Here is a 5,801-nt window from a genome sequence, read left to right as displayed (position 1 = left end):
TACGCCGAAGGCCTCGCAAGCGCTGCGCGATGCGCTCGCACCCACGGTGGTGACGCTGCCCTTCGGGCACGCCCTGATGGCAGAGGCGCCCGACGGCGTATTGACCGCTTTGAAAGAAATCCTGACCACCGCAGCCGGCCGTTGAGCCGGCCTTGATACGGGTTCGTTTCAATCGATTAGGAGAGAGGAGAGGCAGCCTGCAAGCGGGCCGTCGGCAATGTTCGGCGTTCGGGTTGCCGACAAGGGCAAGGGCTCAGTAGGGCGCGGCAACGTTGCGTCCGGGCAGGCGTCAGCGCTTCATCGAGGCGATCTCGGCTGCGCTGCGACTGCCTTGCGGTGCTCGGGCTCGTGGCGGGTCTTGTTCGACTGACATCGATTCCGTACTGCCCCCGCAGGACGGCTCCCCGGCAGCTACGCCGCGATCAGCTCCTGCAGCGTCATCTCACCAAACCGCGCCCGCTGCCAGAAGCCGCGCACCGACGGCCGCGGATCGAGCAGCACGGCCGCGAGCAGCGGCTGGGCCGGTGTGGTGTGCGGGTCGCACAGCAGCACGTAGCGCTTGTGGCTCTCTTCTTCGTCGAGCCGGCCCACCCAGTCGATCTCCACCAGCGTCTCTAACAGCGGCTCGACTTGCAGCGGGTCGGTGCGCAGGGTGTCGGCCAGCGTCGCGGCGCTGTGACCGTGATGGCTCAGCGTGCGCGCCTGCGCCAGCTCACGCAGCAGCAGCAGCACCAGCTCGAAGCGATGGCCGGGTGTCGATGCACGCCGCACCACATGCATCGACAAGCTGGGCGCATAGGCCGCGATCACCGCGCCGAGCAGCACGATGACCCAGCCGAGGTAGAGCCACACGAGGAAGATCGGCACGGTGGCAAAGGCGCCGTAGACGGTGGAATAGCTCGGCACCGAAACCAAGTACCAGGCCAGGCCCTTCTTGGCCAGCTCGAAGCCGGCCGACACGAACACGCCGCCGGCCAGGGCATGGCGCCAGCGCACCTCGGTGTTGGGCACGTAATGGAACAGGCCCGCCATCGCCGCGGCGAGCAGCGCGAACTGCAGCACGTTGAGCAAGACCGTCAGGCCGCCCGGCAGCACGCCCACCAGCCCGCGTGAGCCCGATATCGCGTACGAGGTGAGCGACAGGCTCACGCCGAGCACCAGCGGCCCGAGCGTCGCGGCGGCCCAATAGACCAGCACCCGCTGGCCGAGCGAGCGCGGCTTGCGCACGCGCCAGATCGCGTTGAGCGTGCGGTCGATGGTGAGCATCAGCGCGATCGCCGTGGCCAGCAGCACCACCAGCCCCACCACGCCGAGGCGGTTGGCCTTGGCCGCAAACTGCGTGAGCGCACCCAGCACCGGCTTGGCGATGCCGTCGGGCACCAGGCTCTGGATGAAGTACTTTTCGAGCGCGCCCTGGAACTGCGCAAACATCGGAAAGGCGCTGAACACCGCCAAGGTCACCGTCGCGAGCGGCACCAGCGCAATCGTGGTGGTGAAGGTCAGGCTGCTGGCGGTGAGGCCCAGGCGGTCGTCGCGAAATCGCTCGCGCAGCGTCTTGGCGGTGTCGAGCCAGGGCCAGGTCTGCAGCGTGCGGATGAGTTCGGCAAGGCGTTCACGCCAGCTCGCCTTCAAGGCGTCGGTCACGGTCATGCTGACTATGATGCCAGCCATGAACAGCAGCATGATCGCAGTGGAGCGCACGCGCGCGGTGGCGGTGGCAAGCCTGCTGGGACTCATCGTGCTCGGCCTCGCCTGGGAGCTTAGGCTGGCGCCGACGGGCAGCGGCCTGCTCGCGTTCAAGGTGCTGCCGCTGGCTTTCCCGCTGGTCGGCTTGCTCAAGCGCCGGCTCTACACCTACCGCTGGGTGAGCCTGCTGGTATGGCTGTATTTCACCGAAGGCGTGGTGCGTGCCACCAGCGACCGGGGCCTGAGTGCGGTGCTGGCAGGCATCGAAGTGGTGCTGTGTCTGCTGCTGTTCGCGGCCTGCGCACTGCATGTGCGCTGGCGGCTGCGCGGCGCTGTCCATCCTGCATGAACGCGGGCGCGCTGCTCGAAACCTTGCGCGGTGAGGTCGGCACGGCCTACGTGTTGACCGAGGGTGACCTTTGCGCGTGGGAACTCGACTGGCGCAAGCGTTACCGCGGTCGCGCGCTGGCCGTGGTGCGGCCGGGCAGCACCGCCGAGGTGGCCGCGGTGGTGCGCGCCTGCGCTGCGCAGGGCACCGCCGTGGTACCGCAGGGCGGCAACACCGGCCTGGTGGGCGGTGGCGTGCCCGACGCGAGCGGCACCCAGGTGTTGCTGAGCCTGGCACGCCTGAATCGCGTGCGCGCGATCGATGCGGCCAACCTCACCATGACGGTCGAAGCCGGCTGCGTGCTGCACAGCGTGCAGCACGCAGCCGCGGCTCGAGGCCTGCTGTTTGCCTTGAGCCTGGCCGCCGAAGGCAGCTGCACGATCGGCGGCAACCTGGCCACCAACGCCGGTGGCACGCAGGTACTGCGCTACGGCACTGCGCGCGAGTTGTGCCTGGGCCTGGAAGTCGTCACGCCGGCGGGCGACATCTGGGAGGGCCTGGCCGGGCTGCGCAAGGACAACACCGGCTACGACCTGCGCGACCTCTACATCGGCAGCGAGGGCACCTTGGGCGTCATCACCGCCGCCACCTTGAAGCTGCATCCGCAGCCGGCCGCGCGCGGCACCGCGCTGGCCGCCTGCGCCTCGCTGGAGGACTGCGTCGCCCTGCTCGGCCTGGCGCAGGCTCGCTTGAGCGCCGGCCTCACCGCCTTCGAGGTGATGAACGCGCTGTCGCTGGCGCTGGTCGCGCGGCATTTCCCCGCCTTGGCGCAACCGCTGGGTGCGAGTCCGTGGACGGTGCTGCTGGAGCAGTCGGACGCCGAGAGCCCGGCGCATGCGCGCGCGCTGCTTGAAGGCCTGCTCGCGGCCGCGCTCGAGGGTGGCAAGATCACCAACGCGGTGGTGGCCGAGAGCCTGCAACAGTCGCATCAGCTCTGGCACCTGCGCGAAAGCATTCCGCTCGCGCAAGGTCAAGAGGGCCCGAACATCAAGCACGACATCGCGCTGCCGGTGTCGCGCATCGCCGGCTTCGTGGCGCACACCGACGCCGTGCTCGTGCGGCGATTTCCCGGCGTGCGGCTGGTCGACTTCGGCCACCTGGGCGACGGCAACCTGCACTACAACGTGCAGGCGCCGGTGGGCGTCGATGCGGCGTCGTTTCTCGGCGAGTACGAAGCGGCCGTCAACGCGCTGGTCTACGACGCCGTGCAGGCCCACGGCGGCTCGATCTCGGCCGAGCACGGCATCGGCGCCTTGAAGCGCGACGAACTCACGCGCCGCAAATCGCCGGTGGCGCTGTCGCTCATGCGCGCCATCAAGCAGGCGCTCGATCCGCAGGGGCTGATGAATCCTGGGCGACTGTTGTAGCGAGGGCGCGTCGACGCGTGCAATGTGCCTGCACGCGGTAATCTGGTGCCCGACGCCCACCTCGCCGCGCCGCGCCGCTGAGACAGCACCGCATCAAGACGCTCTACACGCACGACAAGGACTTGCGCAAGCTCACTTTCCTGCAGCTGCGAGACCCCCTTGAGCCGAGGCTCGGCGTCGAGTCCACGGCGCCCCGCCGATGGGCTACTGCAGCGGCCCCTTGAGCGACTCGGGCACGGGCAGCGATTGCACCTCGATGCCCTCGTCGCGCAGCGCCTCGGCCTGCTCACCGCTGGCCTGGCCGCGGATGGCGCGCTGCGGCACCTCGCCGTAGTGGATGCGACGCGCCTCGTCGGCAAAGCGGTCGCCGACGTCTTCGGTCTGCGCCAGCAGATGGCGCATGGCGCTCAGCCACATGGCTTCGACGCTCCGCTTTTCGGGCGTGTTCGGCGTGGCCAGTGCGGCCGATCGGTTCGGCTTGACCGCGAACCCCTCGCGGGACGCCGACAGATTGAGCCGCGGCGCGCTCGGCAAGCGGCTCACCTGGCTGCTGGCACACAGCGGGCACTCGACGAGGCCACGCTCGCACTGCGAGCGGTAATCGTCTTCGGAGCCGAACCAGCCCTCGAAGCCGTGGCCCAGTTCGCATTGCAGGTCGAGGACTTTCATATCAGTGCCCGATCATGCTGCATCCGGCGCCCGTGGCGCGGGCTGCCAATCCAATGCCCAGCGGCCGGCACGCCAATGCGTTATCCACAGCATGCCGATCAGGGTCTTGGCGTCGGTGAGTTCGCCGCACGCGGCCAGCGCCTCCAGTTCATCCAGCGTCATGGACAGCACGTCGAGAAACTCGCCGGCATCGAGCCGGCGCTCGCCCAACACGAGGCCGCGCGCGAACCAGATCTGAATGCCTTCGGTGGAGTAGCCGATGGCGTTGTGCAGCAGGCCGGCCTGCGCCCATTCGGCCGCGCGGTAGCCGGTTTCCTCGGCCAGTTCGCGCACCGCGCAGGCCAGGCCCCCCTCGCCCGCGTCGAGCTTGCCGGCGGGAAACTCGATGAAGGCGCGACCCAAGGGATAGCGCCATTGCCGCTCCACCACCAGCCGGCCGTCGCCCTGCAAGGGCACGATCATCACCGCGCCCGGATGAACGACGTACTCGCGAAAGACCTCGGTGCCGTCGGGCAGGCGAGCAAGGTCTCGCCTGACGTCGAGAAAGCCGCCGCGGTAGACCTGGGCGCTGGCGATGCGCGTCTCGCGCAAATGCGGGTCGTCTTCGCCGGGCGTGCACGTCAGGGGACCTTCATGCTGCGCACTGCGGTATTCGCCCTTCGAACGGTCGTGCTGGTTCATGGCGGCGGCACGCTGTGGCGATGGCGGCGCAGGTAGCGCCACACGAAACCGGGGAAAGCGAAAGTCAGGAACAGGCAGACCAGCACGGCGTAGAACTCCCAGCCCTGCGGATGGCGCCGGCCGATGCGGCCTTCGAGCAACAGGCCCACACCGAGCACCAGCACCTCGAGCACCAGCACTTCGAGCAGGCGCCAGCCCAGCGACTTGCTCGCCCGCCGCGGGCCGACGACGAACACGCGCTCGTTGACGAAGGGCAGGTTCGCCGCGACCAGTGACAACAGCAGCACCAGCCACACCGCAGCCGTTGACGACACCATGCCAGGCGCTCGCGATCAGGTTGCCAGCGCGAGGCGGATCGCGTCGGCACACGCACTCATCAGGCCGCCCGGTAGCAGCCCGAACGCGAGCACCGCCGCACCGTTGAGCGCCAGCAGTGCGCGCACTTCACCGGGCCCGCGGGACAGCGGGCCCGCGGCGCCCTCGGGCGCGTCGAAGTACATGGTCTTGACGATGCGCAAGTAATAAAAAGCGCCGATCAGCGACAGCAGCACCGCCGCCACCGCGAGCACGATGTAGCCGGTGACGTTGGTCGACACCAGCGACTGCAGCACCGCAAGCTTGGCGTAGAAGCCCATCGTGGGCGGCACGCCGGCCAGCGAGAACATGCACACGCCCATCACGGCGGCCAGCAGCGGGCTGCGCTGGTGAAGGCCTTTCAGGTCGGCAATCTCCTCGGCCTCGAAGCCCTGGCGCGCCATCACCAGCATCACGCCGAAGGTGGCCAGCGTGGTGAGCACGTAGGTGGCGATGTAGAACATCGCCGAGCCGTAGCCGTTAGCGGCCGAGAAGGTGTTGCCCGAGATCACCGTGGGCGTGAAGCCGAGCAGCATGAAGCCGAGCTGCCCGATGGCCGAATAGGCCAGCATGCGCTTCAAATTGGTCTGCGCGATGGCGGCCACGTTGCCGAGGACGAGCGAGCCGACCGCCAGCACGATGAGCATCTGCTGCCA

General features: G+C 68.7%; 7 protein-coding genes. 2 read left to right on the top strand and 5 right to left on the bottom strand.

The features are described 5' to 3' along the window. Positions 1-411: 411 nt before the first annotated feature. Positions 412-1,671: a YihY family inner membrane protein gene (locus RMO12_RS04360; RefSeq protein WP_309638343.1), complete on the bottom strand. Its 1,260-nt coding sequence runs from the start codon at positions 1,669-1,671 to the stop codon at positions 412-414. Between RMO12_RS04360 and RMO12_RS04355 the strand changes: the two genes are divergently transcribed. Both RMO12_RS04355 and RMO12_RS04350 read left to right on the top strand, forming a co-directional pair. Then, the gene (locus tag RMO12_RS04355; protein WP_405029617.1) at positions 1,649-2,035 is read left to right on the top strand and encodes a DUF2069 domain-containing protein; all 387 of its coding nucleotides are present in this window, start codon (positions 1,649-1,651) and stop codon (positions 2,033-2,035) included. The two genes, RMO12_RS04360 and RMO12_RS04355, sit on opposite strands and share 23 nt — an antisense overlap. Then, complete coding sequence (locus RMO12_RS04350; RefSeq protein ID WP_309638341.1) at positions 2,032-3,441, top strand: FAD-binding oxidoreductase; 1,410 nt, start codon at positions 2,032-2,034, stop codon at positions 3,439-3,441. Before RMO12_RS04355 ends, RMO12_RS04350 begins: the two co-directional genes overlap by 4 nt. 204 nt (positions 3,442-3,645) lie before the next feature. Here RMO12_RS04350 and RMO12_RS04345 read toward each other — a convergent pair whose 3' ends face one another. The 4 genes from RMO12_RS04345 to RMO12_RS04330 all read right to left on the bottom strand — a co-directional run. After that, positions 3,646-4,110 (bottom strand): DUF1178 family protein, encoded by a 465-nt coding sequence (locus RMO12_RS04345; protein WP_309638340.1) that lies wholly within the window; start codon positions 4,108-4,110, stop codon positions 3,646-3,648. Between the two features lie 12 nt (positions 4,111-4,122). Then, positions 4,123-4,791 (bottom strand): NUDIX hydrolase, encoded by a 669-nt coding sequence (locus RMO12_RS04340; protein WP_309638339.1) that lies wholly within the window; start codon positions 4,789-4,791, stop codon positions 4,123-4,125. Then, positions 4,788-5,105 carry a DUF2818 family protein gene (locus RMO12_RS04335; RefSeq protein ID WP_309638344.1) on the bottom strand — a complete coding sequence of 106 codons (318 nt, stop codon included), beginning with the start codon at positions 5,103-5,105 and terminating at the stop codon, positions 4,788-4,790. Before RMO12_RS04335 ends, RMO12_RS04340 begins: the two co-directional genes overlap by 4 nt. A gap of 18 nt (positions 5,106-5,123) precedes the next feature. After that, positions 5,124-5,801: proton-conducting transporter membrane subunit (locus RMO12_RS04330; RefSeq protein WP_309638338.1), on the bottom strand; the 678-nt coding region annotated here is incomplete at its 5' end.

This window comes from Methylibium sp. (assembly GCF_031393925.1).
Classification (GTDB): Bacteria; Pseudomonadota; Gammaproteobacteria; order Burkholderiales; family Burkholderiaceae_C; genus Methylibium.
The sequence above is the reverse complement of the archived record's forward strand: the minus strand, read 5'-3'. Positions and strand labels throughout refer to the sequence as shown.